Raw genomic sequence first — 21,695 nt, forward strand, 5'->3', positions numbered from 1 at the left:
AGGCGCGAAGCCTCGGGTAGTTCGACTCCTTTTCTCCTGCAGCGGGTCGGCGGCTCAGCAGGTCGGCTGGCAGCGCATGCTCCAGCCCAGGCGCGCGCTGGTGCCGTTGGCCAGCAGGCGCAGGCCGGGACGGCCCGGCAGATGATGGGCGTTGACCGGGTGGCTGACCGGCTCGATGCAGAAGAAGCCGCGCTCCTGCGGGGTGAACAGCAGGTAGTGGCTGCAGTGACTGGCCACGCAGTCGAGGCGGTAGCCGAGGTCCGGCTGGTGGATACAGGCGCGGCCATTCCAGCCGGCGAAGGCGTGGTCGATGCAGGTTGCCGGCAACGGTCGCGCTGCGGCGAAGTCCCACTCGGTCGGCAACGGCACCAGTTCGCGGGACAGGCGCTGCTCGTCGCACAACCACGCGGCCTCGGCGGCTACCTGCAGGCTGGTGTTGGCGGTGCGTGGGAAGTACGGGTGCAGACCGAGGCCATACCAGGCGGGACTGTCGCCGCGGTGAGTGACTTCCAGGGTGATGCTCAACTGGCCGTCGCGCAGATCGAAGCGCTGGCGCGCGCTGTAGGCGAACGGCAGCTCGCTCTCCAGAGTCAGCAGTGCGCCCTGTACATCCTGCTCGGCCACGCGCCAGGGCTGCTGCCAGGCGCTGCCGTGGATCGGCAGCGGGTCCTCGCAATTGGCCGCCAGTGGCAGCCAGCCGTGCGGATTGGCGAAGCCGCCGGCGCCGATGCGGTTGGACCACGGCAGCAGCGGGAAGCAGCCCAGGCGGCGGGCACTGCCGGCGGCCAGGGCCTGGCTGTCGGCATGACGCAGCAGCGGTAGGCCGCTGCTGCGCAGGCGCCAGTTGGCGATGGCGCCCCCGAGTTCGGGGCAAATTTCGAGGTGGCTGAGGGCATCCTGCAGGATCAGCATGGAAAACTCCGGGAAGTGTCATCGTACAACTGCCTGGGATATGATGGCGCGGTTGCCAGCAGAGACCGACTCGACAAATGGAACCGATCACTACTCCCCCGCGTGCGCGCCGCAAGCAGCGCAGCCTGGCCCAGGAACTGGTCAGCGAACTGTCGCAACAGATCAGCGACGGGGTGTTCAAGCGCGGCGAGAAGCTGCCGACCGAGTCGGCGATCATGGAGGCGCAGGGCGTCAGCCGTACCGTGGTGCGCGAAGCCATCTCGCGGCTGCAGGCCGCCGGTCTGGTCGAGACCCGTCACGGCATCGGCACCTTCGTGTTGGACACGCCGACGCCGGGCTTCCGCATCGACCCGGCCACCGTGGTGACCCTGCGCGAGGTGATTTCCCTGCTCGAGCTGCGCATCAGCCTCGAGGTGGAGTCCTCCGGCCTGGCCGCGGCGCGGCGTACCCCGGAGCAGTTGGCGGCGATGCGTGCGGCGCTGGATAGCTTCCTCAGTGCGGCGCACCGCAGCGATGCGGTGGCCTCGGACTTCCAGTTCCACCTGCAGATCGCGATCGCCACCGGCAACCGCTACTTCACCGACATCATGACCCACCTGGGTACCAGCATCATTCCGCGCACGCGGCTGAATTCGGCACGCCTGGCCCATGACGACGAGAAGCGCTACCTGGCGCGCCTGAGCCGCGAGCACGAGGATATCTACGAAGCGATTGCCCGCCAGGATGCGGACGCCGCGCGTGCTGCCATGCGCCTGCACCTGACCAACAGCCGCGAGCGGCTGCGCCAGGCCCACGAGGAAGCGGAGCAGCAGCAAGGCTGAGGTCTCAGCCGCGGCGCAGGGCCAGCAGCACGATGCCGCTGACCACCACCGCGCCGCCGAGCAGCTGCAGGGCGCCGAGCGCCTGGCCGAGGATGGCCCAGGCGAACAGCAGACTGGCCACCGGCTCGACGTTCATCACCGGCGCATTGCGGGCCAGGTTCAGGCGCGGCATGCAGATGAACAGCACCGAGAACGCCGTGCCGTAGAGCAGGGCCAGGCAGCCCAGGGCGACCCAGCCGCTGGTCTGCGTCGGTGGCGTGATGCCGCCCGGCACGGCGCCGAAGCCGGCCGCCGCCGCGGCGAGAAACACCACGCCGATAGTCAGCATGCTCCGTAGGGTGCCGGGTACCTTGGACAGCTTGTGTTCGGTGATCCACAACGCCACGGCGAACACCGCTGCCGCCGTCACGCCGAAGGCGATGCCCGGGCCCCAGGCCGCATCGTCGCCACCGGCCAGGCGTGCCGGCACATCCAGCACCAGGGTCAGGCCGACCAGGATCACGCCCATCAGTGCGGCAGTGCGGGGCGTCGGACGCGGCCCGCCGAGGGCCCAGCTGAGCAGCACGAGGAACAGCGGGGCCAGGTTGACCACCAGCAGCGCCACCGCCACCGGGATGCGCGCCACGGCAGAGTAGACGCAGAAGCTCTGCGCGGCGATCAGCAGGCCGAGCAGCAGCTGCCAGCCGCCGGTGCCACTGGGCAGGCGCAGCGACTCGCGGCGGATCAGCAGCAGGCCGAGCAGCACCAGCAGGGTCAGCCCGGAACGGAACAGGATCGCCAGCAGCAGGCCGGTGCCCTGATCGAAGGCGATGCGCGCGGCGATATGGTTGGCGGCGAAGCTGCTCGAGGTGAATACCAGGATCAGCACCGCCAGCAGACGGGGAAAGGGTTGCGACATGCACTAGCTCTCGCTGCGCCAACGCCGACGCCGCCCGAGGGCGGCACCGGCTTGCAGCTGTTGTGGCCTCAGAGCACGACGCTCGGCAGCCAGAGGGAGATGGCAGGGATGTAGGTCACGGCCATCAGCACCGCAAACAGCGCCACGTAGAACGGCAGCAGGGCTTTGACGGTGGCTTCGATCGTGACCTTGCCCACCGCCGAGCCGACGAACAGCACTGCGCCCACCGGTGGGGTGATCAGGCCGATGCCCAGGTTGACCAGCATGATCATGCCGAAGTGCACCGGGTCGATACCCAGGCCGGTGATCACCGGCAGCAGGATCGGCGTGAGGATCAGGATCAGCGGCGCCATGTCCATCACCGTGCCGAGCATCAGCAGCATCACGTTGATGCACATCAGGATCACGTAGCGGTTGTCCGACAGGGTCAGGAAGACGCCGGTGATCTTGGTCGGAATCTCCATCAGGGTGAGGATGTAGCCGAAGCTGGCGGCAAAGCCGATCAGGATCATCACGATGGAGATGGTTCGTCCCGCGCGGTGCATCAGCTTGGGCAGGTCGCGCCACTTGTAGTCGCGGTAGATGAACATGGTGACGAAGAACGACCACACCACGGCAATCGCCGCCGACTCGGTGGCGGTGAACACGCCGGAAAGAATGCCGCCGAGAATGATCACCATGGCCATCAGGCCCCACAGGGCTTCGCCGGCGATCTTCAGCGCCTGGCGCAGCGGGATCACTTCGCCCTTGGGGTAATTGCGCTTGCGCGCGAAGACCATGCACAGCGCCATCATCACCGCGCTCAGCAGCAGCCCGGGGCCGATACCGGCCATGAACAGCGAGGCGATCGACACGGTGCCGCCGGCGGCCAGCGAGTAGAGCACCGAGTTGTGGCTGGGCGGCGTCAGCAGCGCCTGTACCGAGCCGCTAACGGTGACGGCGGTGGAGTAGTCGCGCGGATAACCGGCCTTCTGCATTTCCGGAATCAGCACCGAGCCCACCGAGGCGGTATCCGCCACCGACGAGCCGGAGATGGCGCCGAAGAAGGTCGAGGCCATGATGTTCACCAGCGACAGACCGCCGCGCACGAAACCCACGCACACCGCAGCCAGGGCCACCAGGCGCCGGGACATGCCGCCTTCGGCCATGATCGCGCCGGCCAACACGAAGAAGGGGATGGCCAGCAGTGAGAACTTGTTGACCCCGCCTGCCACCTGAATCATCAGGGCATCGAAGGGGATATCGATCCAGAAGGCACCGATCAGCGCCGACAGGCCCAGGGCATAGGCCACTGGCATGCCGATCAGGATCAGCACGATGAAGCTGCCCAACAGTATCAGCGCATCCATTTATTTGGCCTCCATGGCTTCTTCGACGTCATAGCTCATGACGCGGCGCTTGCTCTGGTCGCCGAGGAGCAGTTTTTCCAGCACGAAGATCAGGGTGATCACGCCACCGATGGGAATCGGCAGGTACGAGATGCCCACCCGCAGCGACGGCAGCTCACCGAGGAACTGGTTCCAGGTGCCGGCGCAGAGCTTGGCGCCCTTGATGATCATGAACACGCAGATCAGCGCCATCAGCAGTTGCACCACGATTGCCAGCACCTTGCGCACGGCCGGCGGCATACGATCGGTCGCCATGGTGACGGCCATATGGGCGCCGGCACGGTAGCTGGCGGCGGCACCGAAGAAGGTGAACACCACCATCAGCAGAATGGCGATGGGCTCGGGCCAGCTGGAACCGCTGCCGAGCACGTAACGGGCAAAAATGCCCCAGGGAATGATCAGGGTCATGACCAGAATCGACAGGCCGGCAATGCCGATGCAGGCGCGGTAGATCTGGTCATTGATCAGCAACAGCGTATTTCTCATGGGACTCACCACGGCCACAGCAGCAGGGTGGTCCCGTGCTGCGGCGCTATCAGAATGACGGGCTTATTGGACGGCTTCGATGCGCTTGATCAGGTCGGCGTAGGGCGCGCCGTACTGGGCCCGGACCGGGGCCGTGGCGTCGACGAACTCCTTCTTCTCGGCATCGCTCAGGGCGATGAACTCCACGCCGCCTTCCTTGAGTTTGGCTTCGGCGCTGGCGGATTTTTCATCCCACAGTTTGCGCTCTTCGAACTGCGCCTCGCGGGCGAGCTTCTGCACCAGGGCCTGCTGCCCGGGGGTGAGTTTTTCCCAGGTGGTTTTCGACATCACCACCGGCTCCGGCAGGATCAGGTGGCCGGTCAGGGTGTAGAACTTGGCGTTCTGGTAATGGTTGTGTTCGAGCATGGTCGGCGGGTTGTTTTCCGCGCCGTCGATCACGCCGGTCTGCAGGGCGCTGAAGATCTCACCCGTGGCCATGGCGATGCCGTTACCGCCCATGGCGTTGATGGTGTCGATGAACAGCGGGTTGCCCTGCACGCGAATCTTCATGCCCTTGAGATCCGCCATGTTGCGCACCGGGGCCTTGGTGTAGAGGTTGCGGGTGCCGCCATCCATCCACGCCAGGGCCACCAGGTTGAAGTCGGAGTTGGTGATCTTGTCGAGGATCTCCTGGCCGATCGGGCCGTCGATCACGGCGCGCATGTGCTGCTGGTCGCGGAAGATGAACGGCATGTTGAACACGTTAACGTCCGGCACGACCGGACCGACGATGCCCAGGCTGACGCGGGTCATCTGGATGGCGCCGAGCTGAACCTGCTCCACCACTTCCTTTTCCGAGCCGAGCACGCCGCCGGCGAACATCTTGAAGGTGATTTCGCCCTTGGTCTGCTCTTCCAGCTTCTTGCCCATGGCTTGCTCGGCCACCACCGGCGGGTAGCCGGCGGGATGCACTTCTGCGAACTTGATGTTCAGGGCGTGGGCGGTGCCTGACAGGCAGAAGGCCAAGGGCAGGGCGGCGGCGAGCAATTTGCGTTTGAAGTTCATGACGGTTCTCCGGTTTTGTTTTTGTTGGAGTGCAGTACTGCGAACAGCGTGAAGCGATGGCTGACGATCAGCCGTTGAATAACGGCTCCTCGATACCTCGCACACCCGGTTGCAAGGCGAACACGCCGCCAGCCAGTGGCTGGTCGGAGAGATCGCCGGCGGGGCGAATGGAGGTGACGAACAGGGTGTCCAGGCCCGGTCCGCCGAAGGCGCACATGGCCGGTTTCTTTACCGGTACGGCCAGGGAGCGGTCGAGGCGACCGTCCGGGGTGAAGCGGTGGATCAGGCCGGCGTCGTTGCCGCAGATCCAGTAGCAGCCATCAGCGTCGACGGCTGCACCGTCGGGTCGGCCGGCATGCTGGCGCATGTCGACGAACAACCGGCGATGGTGGGGCGTGCCGGAGTCGATGTCGTAATCGAAGGCCCAGATGGCCTGCACGTCGGGGTGTGAGTCGGACAGATACAGGGTGCGGCCGTCCGGGCTGAAGGCCAGGCCGTTGGGCACGATCAGCCCACCGAGCTGGGCTTCCAGCTGGCCGTCGCCGAAGCGATAGAGGCGCCCGAGGGCTGCGCCGGCGGCCATGTCCATGAGCATGCTGCCCAGCCACAGGCGACCCTGGCGGTCGCAACGGCCATCGTTGAAGCGCATGCCCTCGGCGCGGTGCTCGACCGCGGCCAGCCGGGTGCCGGCGAGGCGGCCGTCGGCCTGGGGCAGCAACTGGAAGATGCCGCTCTCCTGACCGGCGATCCAACCCTGGCCGTCTGCGCGGCGGGCGACGCAACCGATCATCTCGTCGCTCTGCCAGCTGTCCACGCGGCTGTCGGGGGCGCTCCAGCGATGCAGGCGGCCTGCGGGAATATCGACCCAGTACAGCGCCTGTTCGCTGGCGCTCCACACCGGGCTCTCGCCGACGCCGTTGCGGGCATCGAAAATCAGTTCGGCTTGCATGGCGATCTCTCTTGTTGTTGTTCGCTTGGCTGCAAGAACAGGAGGTTTCAGTCGAATGGGCCCTGGGCACAGAAGGCGCCGCCCTGGTACACAGCGGCCGGATCATCCGGCGCCACCGGCGGCTGGGCCTCGACCTTGGCGCGGAACACTTCGGAGCTGTCCTTGGGCTGGAAGCCCAGATGGGCGGCCAGGTGGTTGTCCCACCAGACGTCGCGGTTGGCCGAGGCGCCGTAGACCACGGTGTGGCCGACGTTCGGGGTGAACAGGCAGCGCTCGATCAGCTGGGTGAGGTCGTCGTAGCTGAGCCAGGTGTGCATCATTCGGCGATTGGCCGGCTCGGGGAAGGACGAGCCGATACGGATGCTCACGGTCTCGATGCCGTAGCGGTCGTAATAGAAGCTGGCCATGTCTTCGCCGTAGGACTTGGAGAGGCCGTAATAGCCATCCGGACGGCGCGCGGCAGCGGCGTCGATGTGCTGGTCCTGCTTGTAGAAGCCGATCACGTGGTTGGAGCTGGCGAAGACTATGCGCTTCACGCCATGCAGGCGCGCCGCTTCGTAGATGTGGAAGGTGCCGGCGATATTGGCGCCGAGAATCTCTTCGAACGGCCGCTCCACCGAGACGCCGCCGAAATGCAGGATGGCATCCACGCCCTTGACCAGGGCATGCACGGCAGCCTTGTCGGCCAGATCGCAGGGGATCACTTCTTCGTGGGGGCCGCTGGCGGGCTCCATCGCGGCGATGTCGGACAGGCGCAGCACTTCTGCATAGGGGCGCAGGCGTTGACGCAGGACTTTGCCGAGACCGCCAGCGGCGCCGGTGAGCAGCAGGCGAGGCAGGATTGGATGATCGGTCATGACTTGAATCTCGAGTCGTTGTTGTTAGTTGTCGTATGACTGGAGGGCGATTTGAGCAGCACACAATCGCCTTGTCAACGTGACTAAAGTAGAAAATGTCGGCGCATTGAGTGCCGGTATGATGCTTTCAGGCCACGTTTTTCCAATGAAACACTGCTTGCTTGAGCGGTTTGACGAGATCGAGCAGCGAAGGGGCAAAAGACCCTTCAGCGACCGAAGGTGCTTCTCGTGGTTGGCAAGCTTGTTAGTTGTACGATAACGTATCTCTCAGATCGCCCCAGGCGACTTCTCTCCCCAACGGTTTTATCAGGGTGTTCGAATAATGAATCCACAAGAACTCAAGTCCATCCTCTCGTCCGGCCTGCTGTCCTTCCCGGTCACCGACTTCGATGCTGCCGGCAATTTCCATCAGGCGGGCTATGTGCGCCGCCTGGAGTGGCTGGCCCCATATGGTGCCTCCGCCCTGTTCGCCGCCGGCGGTACCGGTGAGTTCTTCTCGCTGGACAGCCGCGAGTACAGCCAGATCATCAAGACTGCCGTGGACACCTGCGAGAAGTCGGTGCCGATCCTCGCCGGCGTCGGCGGCCCGACCCGCGTCGCCATCCAGATGGCGCAGGAAGCCGAGCGCCTGGGCGCCAAGGGCCTGCTGCTGCTGCCGCACTACCTGACCGAGGCCAGCCAGGACGGCGTCGCCGCTCACGTCGAGCAGGTGTGCAAGGCGGTCAACATCGGCGTGGTGGTTTACAACCGCAACGTTTGCCGCCTGACCCCGACGCTGCTGGAACAACTGGCCGAGCGCTGCCCGAACCTGATCGGCTACAAGGACGGCCTCGGCGACATCGAGCTGATGGTCTCCATCCGCCGCCGCCTCGGCGAGCGCTTCAGCTACCTCGGCGGCCTGCCGACCGCGGAAGTCTATGCCGCTGCCTACAAGGCCCTGGGCGTACCGGTGTACTCCTCGGCGGTGTTCAACTTCGTACCGAAGACCGCCATGGACTTCTACCGCGCCATCGCTGCCGACGACCACGTCACCGTGGGCAAGCTGATCGACGACTTCTTCCTGCCCTACCTGGACATCCGCAACCGCAAGGCCGGCTATGCCGTGAGCATCGTCAAGGCCGGTGCCAAGCTGGCCGGTTACGACGCCGGTCCGGTACGCGCGCCGCTGACCGACCTGCTGCCCGACGAGGTCGCGAAGCTCGCCGCGCTGATGGACAAACTCGGCCCGCAGTAAGGCTGCGGCCGACAGGAGAATTCCCGTGCGTTACGACAACTACATAGGCGGTGAATGGGTCACTGGTGCCGATTACTCGGCCAACATCAACCCGTCCGACCTGAGAGATGCCATCGGCGATTACGCCCAGGCCGACGCCGCCCAGGTGGCCCAGGCCATCGCCGCGGCGCGTGCCGCGTTCCCGGCCTGGTCGACCTCCGGCATCCAGGCGCGCAGCGATGCGCTGGACAAGGTCGGGAGCGAGATACTTGCCCGCCGCGAGGAGCTCGGTACCCTGCTGGCGCGCGAGGAGGGCAAGACCCTGCCGGAAGCCATCGGCGAGGTGAGCCGCGCCGGCAACATCTTCAAGTTCTTCGCTGGCGAGTGCCTGCGCCTGGCCGGTGAAATCGTGCCGTCGGTACGCCCCGGCGTATCGGTGGAAGTCACTCGCGAGCCGCTGGGTGTGATCGGCCTGATCACCCCGTGGAACTTCCCCATCGCCATCCCGGCATGGAAGATCGCCCCGGCCCTGGCCTACGGCAACTGCGTGGTGTTCAAGCCGGCCGACCTCGTGCCCGGCTGCGCCTGGGCCCTGGCCGAGATCATTTCCCGCGCCGGCTTCCCGGCTGGGGTGTTCAACCTGGTGATGGGTTCCGGTCGCGTGGTCGGCGAGGCCATGGTGGAAAACGCCGCGATCGACGGCATCAGCTTCACCGGCTCGGTCGGTGTCGGCCGTACCATCGCCGCCAAGTGCGTGGTCCGTGGCGCCAAGGTGCAGCTGGAGATGGGCGGCAAGAACCCGCAGATCATCCTCGACGACGCCGATCTCAAGGTCGCCGTCGAGCTGGCCGTGCAGAGCGCCTTCTATTCCACCGGCCAGCGCTGCACCGCGTCCAGCCGCCTGATCGTCACCGCCGGCATCCACGACAAGTTCGTCGAGGCCATGGCCGAGCGCATGCAGTCGATCAAGGTCGGCCACGCGCTCAAGTCCGGCATCGACGTCGGCCCGGTGGTGTCCCAGGCCCAGCTCGAGCAGGACCTGCGCTACATCGGCATCGGCCAGGACGAGGGCGCACGCCTGGTCAGCGGCGGCGGTCTGGTGACCTGCGATACCGAGGGCTACTTCCTGGCGCCGACCCTGTTCGCCGACAGCTCGGCGGACATGCGCATCAGCCGCGAGGAAATCTTCGGCCCGGTGGCCAACGTGGTGCGCGTGGCGGACTACGAGGCGGCGCTGGCCATGGCCAACGACACCGAGTTCGGGCTGTCCGCGGGCATCGCCACCACCTCGCTGAAGTACGCCAACCACTTCAAGCGCCACGCCCAGGCCGGCATGGTGATGGTCAACCTGCCCACTGCCGGGGTCGACTACCACGTGCCGTTCGGCGGTCGCAAAGGCTCGTCCTACGGCCCGCGCGAGCAGGGTCGCTACGCGTCCGAGTTCTACACCACGGTGAAGACCACTTACATCGGTTGATCCGTCGCCCCGGCTGGCCGTGCCTGCGGCCGGCCGGGTGTTTACCCCAGCATTGATCCACTCCCGCACAACAATAAAAGGGAAAGGCAATGAACACAGAATCATCTGCGCGCACCCCGCGCATCGTCGAGCTGCAAGTGGTCCCGGTCGCCGGCCAGGACAGCATGCTGCTCAACCTCAGCGGCGCCCACGGCCCGTACTTCACCCGCAATATCCTGATTCTCAAGGACGACGCCGGCCGCATCGGCCTGGGCGAAGTGCCTGGCGGCGAACGCATCCGCCAGACCCTGGAAGACGCCCGCAGCCTGGTGCTCGGTCAGCCGATCGGCAACTACAACGCCGTGCTCAACCAGGTGCGCCAGACCTTCGCCGAGCGCGATGCCGGCGGCCGCGGCCTGCAGACCTTCGACCTGCGCATCACCATCCACGCGGTGGCGGCGCTGGAGTCGGCGCTGCTCGACCTGCTCGGCCAGTTCCTCGAAGTGCCGATGGCCGCGGTGCTCGGCGAAGGTCAGCAGCGCGCCGAGGTGGAGATGCTCGGTTACCTGTTCTTCATCGCCGACAAGGGTTGCACCGACCTCGACTATCGCGACGAGCCGAACGCCGACGATGCCTGGTTCCGCGAACGCAACCGTACGGCGCTGGACGCCGAGTCGATCGTCCGCCAGGCCGAGGCGGCCCATGCGCGCTATGGCTTCCATGACTTCAAGCTGAAGGGCGGCGTGCTGCCTGGCGAACAGGAAGTCGAGGCGATCCGCGCCCTGGCCGCCCGCTTCCCGCAGGCGCGCATCACCCTCGACCCCAACGGCGCCTGGTCGCTCAAGCAGGCCGTCGGCCTGTGCCGCGACCTGCATGGCGTGCTGGCCTATGCCGAAGACCCGTGCGGCGCCGAGAACGGCTATTCCGGCCGCGAGGTGCTGGCCGAGTTCCGTCGCGCAACCGGGCTGCCCACCGCCACCAACATGATCGCCACCGACTGGCGGCAGATGGTGCACACGGTGCAGCAGCAGTCGGTGGACATTCCCCTGGCCGACCCGCACTTCTGGACCCTCAGCGGTTCGGTACGGGTGGCCCAGTTGTGCAACGACTGGGGCCTGACGTGGGGCTCGCACTCCAACAACCACTTCGACATCTCGCTGGCGATGTTCACCCAGGTGGCGGCAGCCGCGCCGGGGCGCATCACCGCCATCGATACCCACTGGATCTGGCAGGACGGCCAGTACCTGACCCGCGAGCCGCTGCAGATCGTCGGCGGCAAGGTCAAGGTGCCGACGCGCGCGGGACTGGGCGTGGAACTGGACTGGGATGCCCTGGCGCGTGCCCACGAGCTGTACCAGGCCAAGGGATTGGGCGCGCGTGACGATGCCATCGCCATGCAGTACCTGATTCCCGGCTGGAGTTTCGACAACAAGCGCCCGGCCCTGGTGCGCTGAGCGCCCCGGCGCGCGGCCCGGGCCGCGCGCCGTTAGCCTGTATTCACCCCGACAAGAACAAGTGGGGAAACAACCATGCAAGAACTCAAGCAGACCCGCGTGCGTTACCTGATCCTGCTCATGCTGTTCCTGGTGACCACGATCAACTACGCCGACCGCGCGACCATTTCCATCGCCGGCTCCAGCATGCAGAAGGACCTCGGCTTCGACGCCGTGACCCTCGGCTACATCTTCTCCGCCTTCGGCTGGGCCTACGTAATCGGGCAGATCCCGGGCGGCTGGCTGCTCGACCGTTTCGGCTCCAAGCGCGTGTACGCGGCGGGCATCTTCATCTGGTCGCTGTTCACCATGCTGCAGGGCTTCGTCGGCGTGATGCCGATGGCCTGGGCCGTGGTCACCCTGTTCGTCATGCGCTTCCTGGTCGGCTTCGCCGAGGCGCCGTCGTTCCCCGGTAACGCGCGAATCGTCGCGGCCTGGTTCCCCACTGCCGAACGCGGCACCGCCTCGGCCATCTTCAACTCGGCGCAGTACTTCGCCACCGCGCTGTTCGCCCCGCTGATGGGCTGGATCGTCCATGCCTTCGGCTGGGAGCACGTGTTCGTGGTGATGGGCGCGCTGGGCATCGTGTTCTCGATGATCTGGATGAAGACCATCTACAACCCCAAGGACCACCCGCGCATCAATGCCGCCGAGCTGGCGCACATCGAGAGCAACGGCGGCCTGGTCGACATGGACCAGAAGAAGGCCGGCGGCGGCCCCAAGTGGAGCTACATCAAGCAGCTGCTGACCAACCGCATGCTGCTCGGCGTGTACCTGGGCCAGTACTGCATCAACGGCATCACCTACTTCTTCCTCACCTGGTTCCCGGTGTACCTGGTGCAGGAGCGCGGCATGACCATCCTCAAGGCCGGCTTCGTCGCCTCCCTGCCGGCGATCTGCGGCTTCATCGGTGGCGTGCTCGGTGGCCTGATCTCCGACTGGCTGCTGCGTCGCGGCCACTCGCTGACCTTCGCCCGCAAGCTGCCGATCGTGGTCGGCCTGCTGATGTCGACCAGCATGGTGTTCTGCAACTACGTGTCGGCCGAGTGGATGGTGATCGGCTTCATGAGCCTGGCCTTCTTCGGCAAGGGCATCGGTGCGCTGGGCTGGGCGGTGGTGGCGGACACCTCGCCGAAGCAGATCGCCGGTCTCTCCGGTGGCCTGTTCAACACCTTCGGCAACGTCGCCTCGATCACCACGCCGATCGTCATCGGCTACATCATCGCCGCCACCGGCTCGTTCAAGTGGGCCCTGGTTTACGTCGGCGCCAACGCCCTGGTGGCGGTGTTCAGCTACCTGGTGATCGTCGGCAAGATCCAGCGTGTGGAGCTGGACGATAGTCCGAGCCCGCAGGGCAAGCCCGAACCGGCGCCTGGACAGCCGCAGAAGCTGGCCTCGGCCTGAGTTCGCGAGGAGTACGTAACATGCAGTTGATTGCCCATCAGGATTCGCCGCGCTACATCCGCCTGCACCCCGCCGACAACGTCGGCGTGGTGGTCAACGAACAGGGGGTGGCCGCTGGCGGCCGTTTCGACGATGGCCTGGAAGCCGTCGAGGGGATTCCGCAGAGCCACAAGGTGGCCCTGCTTAATCTCGCCGAGGGTGCCGAGGTGGTGCGCTACGGCGAGGTGATCGGCTACGCCCTGCGGCCTATCGCCGCCGGCACCTGGGTCACCGAGGCGCACCTGCGCATGCCCGAGCCACCGGCGCTGGACAACCTGCCCAAGGCGACCCTGCCGGTTCCCGCGGTGGAGCCGCTGGAGGGCTACAGCTTCGAGGGCTTCCGCAATCCGGATGGCACGGTGGGCACGCGCAACATCCTCGGCGTGACCACCACCGTGCAGTGCGTGGTCGGCGTGCTGGATCACTGCGTGGATCGCGTGCGCAAGGAGATCCTGCCGCGCTACCCGCACGTTGACGACGTGGTCGCCCTGTCGCACAGCTACGGCTGCGGCGTGGCGATCAACGCGCCGGACGCGGTGGTGCCGATCCGTACCCTGTACAACATCAGCCGCAACCCCAACCTGGGCGGCCAGGCACTGGTGATCGGCCTCGGTTGCGAGAAGCTGCAGGCCAACCAGCTGATGGATGGTGATGCGCTGACCAATGGCATGGACGAGGAGGAGTGGCTGTTCCGCCTGCAGGATTCCGGCAGCGGATTCACCGGCATGGTCGAGCAGATCATGGTGATGATCGAGGAGCGCCTGAAGGTGCTCGACCAGCGCCGCCGCGAGACGGTACCGGCCAGCGAACTGGTGGTCGGCATGCAGTGCGGCGGCAGCGACGCCTTTTCCGGCATCACCGCCAACCCGGCGCTGGGCGTGGCCGCCGACCTGCTGGTGCGCGCCGGTGCCACCGTGATGTTCTCGGAGAACACCGAGGTGCGCGATGGCATCCACCTGCTCACCCCGCGTGCGGCCTCGGTGGAAGTGGCCGATGCGCTGATCCGCGAGATGGACTGGTACGACTCCTACCTGGCCCGCGGCATGGCGGACCGCAGCGCCAACACCACGCCGGGCAACAAGAAGGGCGGGCTGAACAACATCGTCGAGAAGGCCATGGGCTCGATCGCCAAGTCCGGCTCCAGCGCCATCGCCGGGGTGGTGTCGCCGGGCGAGCGGATTCGCGGCAAGGGCCTATGGTTCTGCGCCACGCCGGCCAGCGACTTTATCTGCGGCACCCTGCAGATCGCCGCCGGGATGAACCTGCACATCTTCACCACCGGCCGCGGCACGCCCTACGGCCTGTCCATGGTGCCGGTGATCAAGGTCTCGACCCGCACCCAACTGGCCGAGCGCTGGCCGGACCTGATCGACGTCGACGCCGGGCAGATCACCTCGGGGCGCATGAGCCTGGAGGAGATGGGCTGGCACATCTTCCAGCTGTACCTGGACGTGGCCAGCGGCCGGCAGCAGACCTGGGCCGAACGGCATAAGCTGCACAACGACCTGACCCTGTTCAATCCGGCACCGGTGACCTGAGTCGACCTGGAGACTGTGATGAGTACACCCCGCATCCTGCACCTCGGCCCGCTGAGCGAGCGCTTCAACCGCGCCCTGGCCGAGCGCCATGGCGCCGTCGCGTTGTGGCTGCAGGCCGACCCGCAGGCGTTTCTGCGCGAGCATGGCGGCGAGTTCGAACTGCTGGTGTCGTCGGCGCGTTTCGGTTGCAGCGCCGAGCAGCTGGCCTGTCTGCCGAACCTGAAGGCGATTTGCAGTTTCGGCGTGGGCTACGACCCCTATCCACTGGACCTGCTGCGCGACCGTGGCATCGCCCTCAGCACCACGCCGGATGTGCTCAACGACTGCGTGGCCGACCTGGCCCTGGGGCTGATGATCGACAGCGCGCGCCGGCTGGCAGCGGCCGACCGCTTCGTGCGTGCCGGCAGCTGGCTCGGCAGCAGCTTTCCGCTGACGCGCAAGGTCAGTGGCAAGAAGCTCGGCATCGTCGGCTACGGCCGCATTGGCCAGGCCATCGCCCGGCGCGCCGAGGGCTTTGCCATGCCGGTGCGTTACCACCAGCGAAAAGAGAATCCGGCCAGTCCGCATGGCTACGAGGCGGACCTGCTGGCGCTGGCGCGCTGGGCGGACTTCCTGGTGCTGGCCTGTCCGGGTGGTGCGACCACGCACCATCTGATCGGCGCCGAGGTGCTGGCCGCATTGGGACCGCAGGGCATCCTGGTCAACATCGCCCGCGGCAGCGTGGTCGACCAGACGGCGCTGGTCGAGGCGCTGCTGGCGGGCACGCTCGGCGGCGCCGGGCTGGATGTATTCGAGGCCGAGCCACAGGTGCCCGAGGCGCTGTTCGCTCTGCCCAATGTGGTGCTGTTGCCGCACGTCGGCAGTGGTACCGAGGAAACCCGTTTGCAGATGGAAGAGCTGGTGCTCGCCAACCTGCAGGCCTTCATCGACAAGGGGGAGCTGCTGACGCCGCTCTGACCCCGACGAATATGGGGGTTCGCCCCATGGGCGCACCGCCATATCCGGATCGCCGCCACAAGCGCCGATCCGGCCTCCCACGAAGTTGTACTGAAATCTTGCAGTAGCGGCGCACCACGAGTGCGCCGTTTTTTTGCTAGGGCAGGGTGTCGGAGATGCGCATCTCCAGGTTGCCGCTGACCAGGCAGTTGCGTCCCTGCTGCTTGCCGACATAGAGGCGGGCGTCGGCGCAGCGATACAGCTCGTCGGTGGTCACGCCATCCTGCGGCCACTGGGCCAGGCCGAAGGTGGCCGAGAGGGCGATGGGTTGCTCGCCATAGTGCAGCGGGTGGCTGCTGATCAGCTCGCGCAGAGCTTCCACCAGCGGCTTGGCGCTGTCGAGGTCGGTGCCGCGCAGCAGCAGGCCGAACTCCTCGCCGCCGAGGCGGCCGAGGGTGTCGGTGACGCGCAGGCGCTCCAGCAGCAGGTCGCAGATATGACGCAGGGCATGGTCGCCGGCTTCATGCCCCCAGCGATCGTTGACGGCCTTGAAGTGGTCGATGTCCATCAATACCAGCACCAGCGGGCTGTCGCTCCGCTGCGCCTCCTGCAGGGCGCGCAGCAGCTCCTGCTTGAAGTGGCCGCGGCTGGCCACGCCGGTCAGCGGGTCGGTCTGCGCCTGGTGTTCGATCTGCGAGAAGGTCACCGCGCGGCGGGTCTCGTAGAGATGGACGAAGACCAGGATCAGCGCACCGCAGAGGATGGCGTTGCCCGCGTCGATCATCTCGTGGGCGTTCTGCGGCAGAGGATAGCGCCAGTAGTACAGCAGCAGGGCGGTGGCGAGGAACGGCACGGCCAGGCGCAGGCCGCGCTGCTTGCCGAGCAGCAGGTAGGACAGCAGCGGAATCAGGTAGGTCCAGACGAAGGCACTGGAGGAGGCCTGCGGCATCAGGGTGATGTAGACCAGGAAGGCGCACACCGGCACCAGATAGAGGTAGATCCACAGCTCCAGGCGATGGGTCTTGTAGATGCCGCGCGAGGCCCACAGCAGCGCCGCGCAGACCAGCAGCTCGAGGCTGGCGAACAGGGCGTTGCCGGCGAAGAACTGGAGGATCGAGAAGCCGCCGATGGTCAGGCCGGTAGCGGCGAAGATCAGGCTCATCAGCGAGCGTCTGGCGCTGTCCTCGAGGCCGGTGTGGCGGCTGTTCCTGTGGCGCATGGGGCTTCATCGATCCGGGGCGGGCACCGCGGGCGCGGCTTGCGCAGGAGGGTAGCCGATCGCGGGACCGGGTAACAAAAAAATGACCCGTCGCGAGGACGGGCCGAGGGACTGCCGAAGCAGCCGAGGAATAGCACACGTGACCAGAGGAGCCGGCCCGCCGCGAATCGGCGGGCCGGCTAGTCAGAGGATGCCCAGCGGGAAGTTGAAGATCAGGCGGTTCTCGTCGAAGCTCTTGGCGCCGTCCCAGTCCTTGCGCAGGGACGAGTTGCGCCACTTGATGCCGAGGCTCTTCAGCGGCCCCGACTGCACCACGTAGGCCAGCTCCGACTCGCGGCCCCACTCCTCGCCATCATCGATGCTGCCGACGTGCACATTGTCGCCGCTGATGTAACGGTTCATCAGGGTCAGCCCGGGCACGCCGAGGCCGGCGAAGTTGAAGTCGTGGCGAACCTGCCAGGAGCGTTCCTCGGCGTTGTCGTAACTGTTGTTGAAGCTGTCGTTGGCCAGGGTGCCGCCGCTGGTGCCGTTGACCCGCATCCAGGCGCTGTCACCGCTGAGGTCCTGCAGGCCGACGTAGAAGGTGCTGCTGCCATATTTGGCGGAGAACAGGCCGTAGGCGGTCTTGTTGTCCAGGTCGCCGGCCAGGGCGCTGCCGTCCTCCTCGCCGATGAAGTAGCCGAGGTTGGCACCCAGTACCCAGTCACCCACCGGCTGGCTGTGCACCAGGTTGAAGAAGCGCTGCTGATACACGTCCTCCAGCTCGGCGTACCAGGCGCCGACCAGAGTGCGGGTGTCGTTGAAGCTGTATTCGCCGCCGGCGAAGTTGAAGCGGTCCGAGGCACCGCCGGCGAAGGTCATGTCTTCCATGCTTGCGTCGTTGCGCGGGCTGTTCTGGCGGAACTGGCCGCCATACAGGTTGAGGCCGGCGATCTCCTGGGAAGTGATCTGGCCGCCGCGGAAGGTCTGCGGCAGCGAGCGGCCGTCGTCGGAACGCAGGATCGGCAATACCGGCATCCACTCGCCGACCTTCAGCTCGGTCTTCGATACGCGCGCCTTGCCGGCCACGGCCAGGCGTCCCCAGTCATCGGCCGGCCGACCGTCGTCATGCACCGGCAATAGCTGGGTGCCCGCCGTGCCACGGCCGCCGTCGAGCTTGATCGACAGCAGACCCAGGGCGTCCAGGCCGAAGCCGACGGTGCCTTCGGTGAAGCCGGACTTGGCGTCGAGGATGAAGTTCTGCGTCCACTCTTCGGCGTAGTTCTGCGTGGAGTCGTCGACGAAGTTGCGGTTCATGTAGTAGTTGCGCAGGTTCAGGTTGACCTTGGCGTCTTCGACGAAGCCGGCGGCCTGTGCGGCGCCGGGAAGCGCGGTGAAACCGGCAGCGAGCAGCGCGGCACTGAGGGCGGTGTAGCGAGCTTTCATTGTTGTTGTGCTCCTTTTCTGGGGTAGCCGCCCCCCTGCGGGCGGTGAGCGCGCATGCGGTGATAGGGCGGGATGGGAGCCGGCGGTTGCGGGCAGCGGCCGGCTATCAGCCGACTAGCTGTCGGCGAATCCGGCGGGGGAACGGTGGCGCGACAGCGGCGGTGCCTGGCAGTCGCTGGTGAGGATCATGCGTCGATGGAGGGAGGAGGTGCAGGTCGTGGCCATACCCGGAATCGCCTCATTGTTCTTGTTATATGTTGTCGTACAACTATGGATCGATTATTGGCAAGCGTCGAGCGCCCTGTCAATCGCCAGGATGCTCGATTTTAGTCATATGCGGGGCAGGGAAGGCTCGGCGCAGGATGCCGAGCTGGAGCGAAGTGTTATACGATGACTTCGTCGAGCGGCTTGACGATCAGCAGCACGCCATCCTGCCCGGTCACCTGAATGGCGCTGCCGGCTGGCAGGTCCGGTCCGCTGACCAGCCACAGGCTGTCGCCGGCCTTGATCTTGCCGCGCCCACCAACGATTGCCTCGTGCAGGACGAAGTGGCGGCCGACGAACTCGCTGCCGCGGCGATTCAGGCCCGGCGCATCGGAAGGCTTGGCCGCGCTGCGCTGGCGTTGCCACCAGAACACCGCCGTGAGCACCGAGAGCAGGGCGAAGATAAGGAACTGCAAGGCCCAGGGCAGTTCGGGGAACAGGTAGGTGAGCACGCCCACTGCGGCAGCGGCGACGCCGATCCACAGCAGGTAACCACCGGCGCCGAACACCTCGAGGATCAGCAGCACGGTGCCGAAGGCCAGCCAGTCCCAGAACGACAGGTGCTGTAGGTAGGCGATCATGCTGGCTTGCCGCCCTTGTCGAAGGTGGCGCGGACGATCTCGCCGATGCCGCCAACCGCGCCGATCACCTGGCTGGCTTCCAGCGGCATCAGGATGACCTTGCTGTTGTTGGCCGAGGCCAGCTGGCCCAGGGCCTCGACGTATTTCTGTGCGACGAAGTAGTTGACCGCCTGCACGTTACCGCTGGCGATGGCGTCAGAGACCATGCGGGTCGCCTCGGCTTCGGCCTGGGCGGCACGCTCGCGGGCCTCGGCCTCGAGGAAGGCGGCCTGGCGCTCACCCTCGGCCTTGAGGATTTCCGCCTGCTTGTGACCCTCGGCGGTGAGGATGGCGGCAGAGCGCGAACCTTCGGCCTCGAGAATCTGCGCGCGCTTGAGGCGCTCGGCCTTCATCTGGCTGGCCATGGCCTCGACCAGGTCGGCCGGCGGGCTGATGTCCTTGATCTCGATGCGGGTGATCTTGATGCCCCAGGGCGCGGTGGCCTCGTCCACGGTCTTGAGCAGGCGCTCGTTGATCGCGTCGCGCTGGCTGAGCATGGCGTCCAATTCCATGGAACCGAGCACGGTACGGATATTGGTCATAACCAGGTTGCGGATGGCGTGCTCGAGGTTGTTCACCTCGTAGGCCGCCTGGGCCGCGTTGATCACCTGGAAGAAGCACACCGCGTCGATCTGCACGATGGCGTTGTCGGCGCTGATCACTTCCTGCGGCGGGATGTCCAGCACGCTCTCCATGACGTTGAGCTTGCGGCCGATGCGGTCCATTACCGGCACGATGATGTTCAGGCCTGGGGTGAGGGTGTTGGTGTAGCGACCGAAGCGCTCCACCGTCCACTCGTAGCCCTGCGGCACCACCTTGAAGCCCATGAACACCACGGCCACGGCCAGGGCGACGAAGAGAAAGATCACACCACCGATTTCCATAGAAACTCCTTTTTGCTGGTCAGTCGCGGGCGGGCGTCGGCGCCAGCCCGGTGCTTACTTCTGCTCGCTCTGCGGGGTGACCCGCAGCACTTCCTCGATGGTGGTCTGGCCGGCGGCGACCTTCTGCGCGCCGGACAGGCGTAGGCTGCGCATGCCGTCCTTGAACGCCGCCCGGCGCAGGGCAATGAGGTCGGTGTCGTGGGTGATCAACGGCTTGATGCTGTCGTTCAGCAGCATGATCTCGTACACGCCGGCACGGCCTCGGTAGCCGGTCTCGCGGCACTCCAGGCAACCGACGGCGCGGTGCGCTTGGGTCGGCAGCGGCGCGCTCCAGGGTTTGGTCAGGCTCTGCCAGTCTTCCTCGTTCATCTCCACCGGCGCCTTGCAGTGCGGGCACAGGGTGCGCACCAGGCGCTGGGCCATGACGCCGAGGATGGTTGCCTTGAGCAGGTAGTGCGGTACACCCAGCTCCAGCAGGCGGGTGATGGCGCTGGGGGCATCGTTGGTATGCAGGGTGGACAGCACCAGGTGGCCGGTGAGTGCCGCCTGGATGGCCATCTCGGCGGTTTCCAGGTCGCGTATTTCGCCGACCATGATGATGTCCGGGTCCTGGCGCATCAGGGCGCGTACGCCGCTAGCGAAGGTCAGGTCGATGTTGTGCTGCACCTGCATCTGGTTGAAGGCGCCCTCGATCATCTCGATCGGGTCCTCGATGGTGCAGACATTGACCTCCGCGGTCGCCAGCTGCTTGAGCGTGGTGTACAGGGTGGTGGTTTTGCCGGAGCCGGTGGGGCCGGTGACGAGGATGATGCCGTTGGGCTGGCAGGTCATGCTCTCCCAGCGGCGCAGGTCGTCCGGAGAGAAGCCCAACTGATCTGGGTTTTTCAGCAGCACTTCCGGGTCGAAGATACGCATCACCATCTTCTCGCCGAAGGCGGTGGGCAGAGTCGACAGGCGCAGTTCCACTTCACCGCCGTCCGGGGTCTTGGTCTTGATTCGGCCGTCCTGCGGTTTGCGCTTCTCGGCGATGTTCATCCGCCCGAGGTTCTTCAGGCGACTGACCACCGCCATGGTCACCTGGATGGGGAACTGGTAGACGTTGTGCAGCACTCCGTCGATGCGGAAGCGCACGGTGCCGGTCTCACGGCGCGGCTCGATGTGGATATCGCTGGCGCGCTGTTGATAGGCGTACTGGAACAACCAGTCGACGATATTGACGATATGCGCGTCGTTGGCATCCGGCTCCTGGTCGCTGGCGCCGAGGTTGAGCAACTGCTCGAAGTTACCGACGCCGCTGAGCTTGATGTCCTGAGCATTGGCCCCCGTTACCGAACGGGCGAGGCGATAGAACTCGGTGGTGAAGCGCTGCAGATCGACCGGGTTGACCACCACCCGTTTGATAGGGCGTTTGAGCACATGGGTCAGGTTGCTCTCCCAGCCATGCACGAAGGGCTGGGCGCTGGCGATGGTCACCGCCTCGCTGTCTACAGCCACCGCCAGGATCTTGTGGCGCTGGGCAAAGGCGTAGGACATCAGCGGGGTCACCGCGGCCACATCGATCTTCAGCGGATCGATGCGCAGGTACGGCTGCCCGGCATGGTTGGCCAGCCACACGGTGAGGCCTTCCAGATCATGCTTCTTGCCCGGCCGCTGCAGATCGTCGAGCTGCTGGGCGGCGAGGAACTCCAGCGGGTGCATCTGCGCGTTAGCCGAGGCGCGGCGCAGCACCATGCATTGCTCCGCGCTTTCCTGGGAGACCCGGCCCTGGGCCACCAGTTCACGGAGGATGTCGTTGAGATCGAGCCAGCGGTCCTGGGCGGGCGAGGCGAGGGCGGACATGGAGCTCCCT

19 protein-coding genes are annotated in these 21,695 nt (G+C 66.1%); 7 read left to right on the forward strand and 12 right to left on the reverse strand.

The features are described 5' to 3' along the window. Positions 1-54 precede the first annotated feature (54 nt). Positions 55-912, reverse strand: a complete 858-nt coding sequence (locus tag IB232_RS13220; RefSeq protein ID WP_192399086.1) for an aldose 1-epimerase — start codon at positions 910-912, stop codon at positions 55-57. 77 nt (positions 913-989) lie between these two features. On the opposite strand from IB232_RS13220, the gene IB232_RS13225 reads away from it, so the two are divergent. Further along, the gene (locus IB232_RS13225) at positions 990-1,733 is read left to right on the forward strand and encodes a FadR/GntR family transcriptional regulator (protein ID WP_192399087.1); all 744 of its coding nucleotides are present in this window, start codon (positions 990-992) and stop codon (positions 1,731-1,733) included. Positions 1,734-1,737: 4 nt separating this feature from the next. On the opposite strand, the gene IB232_RS13230 is transcribed toward IB232_RS13225, so the two are convergent. The 6 genes from IB232_RS13230 to IB232_RS13255 form a co-directional block, all read right to left on the reverse strand. Next, on the reverse strand, positions 1,738-2,631 hold the full coding sequence (locus IB232_RS13230; protein WP_192399088.1) for an EamA family transporter: 894 nt from the start codon (positions 2,629-2,631) through the stop codon (positions 1,738-1,740). 68 nt (positions 2,632-2,699) lie between these two features. Beyond that, positions 2,700-3,980, reverse strand: a complete 1,281-nt coding sequence (locus IB232_RS13235; protein WP_192399089.1) for a TRAP transporter large permease — start codon at positions 3,978-3,980, stop codon at positions 2,700-2,702. Continuing rightward, positions 3,981-4,505: a TRAP transporter small permease gene (locus IB232_RS13240; protein WP_192399090.1), complete on the reverse strand. Its 525-nt coding sequence runs from the start codon at positions 4,503-4,505 to the stop codon at positions 3,981-3,983. Between the two features lie 63 nt (positions 4,506-4,568). Continuing rightward, the gene (locus IB232_RS13245; RefSeq protein WP_192399091.1) at positions 4,569-5,549 is read right to left on the reverse strand and encodes a TRAP transporter substrate-binding protein; all 981 of its coding nucleotides are present in this window, start codon (positions 5,547-5,549) and stop codon (positions 4,569-4,571) included. Between the two features lie 67 nt (positions 5,550-5,616). Continuing rightward, complete coding sequence (locus tag IB232_RS13250) at positions 5,617-6,498, reverse strand: SMP-30/gluconolactonase/LRE family protein (protein WP_192399092.1); 882 nt, start codon at positions 6,496-6,498, stop codon at positions 5,617-5,619. Between the two features lie 47 nt (positions 6,499-6,545). Next, positions 6,546-7,355, reverse strand: coding sequence for an NAD-dependent epimerase/dehydratase family protein (locus tag IB232_RS13255; RefSeq protein ID WP_192399093.1), 810 nt, complete (start codon positions 7,353-7,355; stop codon positions 6,546-6,548). Positions 7,356-7,677: 322 nt separating this feature from the next. On the opposite strand from IB232_RS13255, the gene kdgD reads away from it, so the two are divergent. From kdgD to IB232_RS13285, 6 genes are all read left to right on the forward strand, one after another. Beyond that, positions 7,678-8,589 carry a 5-dehydro-4-deoxyglucarate dehydratase gene (kdgD, locus tag IB232_RS13260; RefSeq protein ID WP_192399094.1) on the forward strand — a complete coding sequence of 304 codons (912 nt, stop codon included), beginning with the start codon at positions 7,678-7,680 and terminating at the stop codon, positions 8,587-8,589. A 19-nt stretch (positions 8,590-8,608) separates the two neighbouring features. Then, a complete protein-coding gene (locus tag IB232_RS13265; RefSeq protein WP_192399352.1) occupies positions 8,609-10,045 on the forward strand; it encodes an aldehyde dehydrogenase family protein in 1,437 nt (478 codons plus the stop codon). 89 nt (positions 10,046-10,134) lie between these two features. After that, a complete protein-coding gene (gudD, locus tag IB232_RS13270) occupies positions 10,135-11,478 on the forward strand; it encodes a glucarate dehydratase (RefSeq protein WP_192399095.1) in 1,344 nt (447 codons plus the stop codon). Between the two features lie 75 nt (positions 11,479-11,553). Beyond that, complete coding sequence (locus IB232_RS13275) at positions 11,554-12,921, forward strand: MFS transporter (RefSeq protein WP_192399096.1); 1,368 nt, start codon at positions 11,554-11,556, stop codon at positions 12,919-12,921. Positions 12,922-12,941: 20 nt separating this feature from the next. Further along, positions 12,942-14,498 (forward strand): galactarate dehydratase, encoded by a 1,557-nt coding sequence (garD, locus tag IB232_RS13280; protein ID WP_192399097.1) that lies wholly within the window; start codon positions 12,942-12,944, stop codon positions 14,496-14,498. Positions 14,499-14,516: 18 nt separating this feature from the next. Then, positions 14,517-15,455 carry a 2-hydroxyacid dehydrogenase gene (locus tag IB232_RS13285; protein WP_192399098.1) on the forward strand — a complete coding sequence of 313 codons (939 nt, stop codon included), beginning with the start codon at positions 14,517-14,519 and terminating at the stop codon, positions 15,453-15,455. 136 nt (positions 15,456-15,591) lie between these two features. On the opposite strand, the gene IB232_RS13290 is transcribed toward IB232_RS13285, so the two are convergent. The 5 genes from IB232_RS13290 to IB232_RS13310 all read right to left on the reverse strand — a co-directional run bounded on the left by IB232_RS13290 (position 15,592) and on the right by IB232_RS13310 (position 21,685). Beyond that, the gene (locus IB232_RS13290) at positions 15,592-16,653 is read right to left on the reverse strand and encodes a GGDEF domain-containing protein (RefSeq protein WP_192399099.1); all 1,062 of its coding nucleotides are present in this window, start codon (positions 16,651-16,653) and stop codon (positions 15,592-15,594) included. A gap of 183 nt (positions 16,654-16,836) precedes the next feature. Continuing rightward, positions 16,837-18,078, reverse strand: coding sequence for an OprD family porin (locus IB232_RS13295; RefSeq protein WP_192399100.1), 1,242 nt, complete (start codon positions 18,076-18,078; stop codon positions 16,837-16,839). A 383-nt stretch (positions 18,079-18,461) separates the two neighbouring features. Next, a complete protein-coding gene (locus IB232_RS13300) occupies positions 18,462-18,923 on the reverse strand; it encodes an NfeD family protein (protein ID WP_192399101.1) in 462 nt (153 codons plus the stop codon). After that, the gene (locus IB232_RS13305) at positions 18,920-19,846 is read right to left on the reverse strand and encodes an SPFH domain-containing protein (protein ID WP_192399102.1); all 927 of its coding nucleotides are present in this window, start codon (positions 19,844-19,846) and stop codon (positions 18,920-18,922) included. Before IB232_RS13305 ends, IB232_RS13300 begins: the two co-directional genes overlap by 4 nt. 54 nt (positions 19,847-19,900) lie before the next feature. Next, positions 19,901-21,685 (reverse strand): GspE/PulE family protein, encoded by a 1,785-nt coding sequence (locus tag IB232_RS13310; protein ID WP_192399103.1) that lies wholly within the window; start codon positions 21,683-21,685, stop codon positions 19,901-19,903. Positions 21,686-21,695 lie beyond the last annotated feature (10 nt).

Source organism: Pseudomonas sp. PDM15, from assembly GCF_014851565.1.
Taxonomy (GTDB): Bacteria; Pseudomonadota; Gammaproteobacteria; order Pseudomonadales; family Pseudomonadaceae; genus Aquipseudomonas.